This is a genomic window from Mesorhizobium sp. M8A.F.Ca.ET.161.01.1.1, from assembly GCF_004792105.1.
Lineage (GTDB): Bacteria > Pseudomonadota > Alphaproteobacteria > Rhizobiales > Rhizobiaceae > Mesorhizobium.
Genome location: NZ_SRTD01000186.1, coordinates 1 through 360 on the forward strand (window position 1 = coordinate 1; position 360 = coordinate 360).

Sequence of the window (360 nt, forward strand, 5' to 3'; positions counted from 1 at the left end):
GGCGTGCAGACGGTGGAAGAAGCACTGCAATATACTGCCGGCGTCACCACGGATTTTTACGACTCCGACGACCGTTTCGACTATTTCAAGATTCGCGGTTTCGACGCTTACATGTACCGCGACGGCTTGACGCTCGGCCGCCCCTTCGGCGCGCTGCGCGAAGAAACCTATGCCTATGAGCGCGTCGAAGTCATAAAGGGCGGCAATTCTACCACCTTCGGCGTTTCGGACCCCGGCGGTTCGGTAAATTACGCCACAAAAGTGCCGAAACATGCGCGCTTCGGCGAAGCCTATGTGACCGGCGGTTCTTATGGCCGCGCGGAAACCGGCTTCGATTTCGGCGACAACATCACCGGCGAC

Annotated in this window: 1 protein-coding gene; it reads left to right on the forward strand. The window is 58.6% G+C overall.

Features of this window, described 5'->3' with window-relative positions:
- On the forward strand, nt 1-360 hold a 360-nt coding region (locus tag EN804_RS35240), incomplete at both ends, for a TonB-dependent receptor plug domain-containing protein (protein ID WP_148671862.1).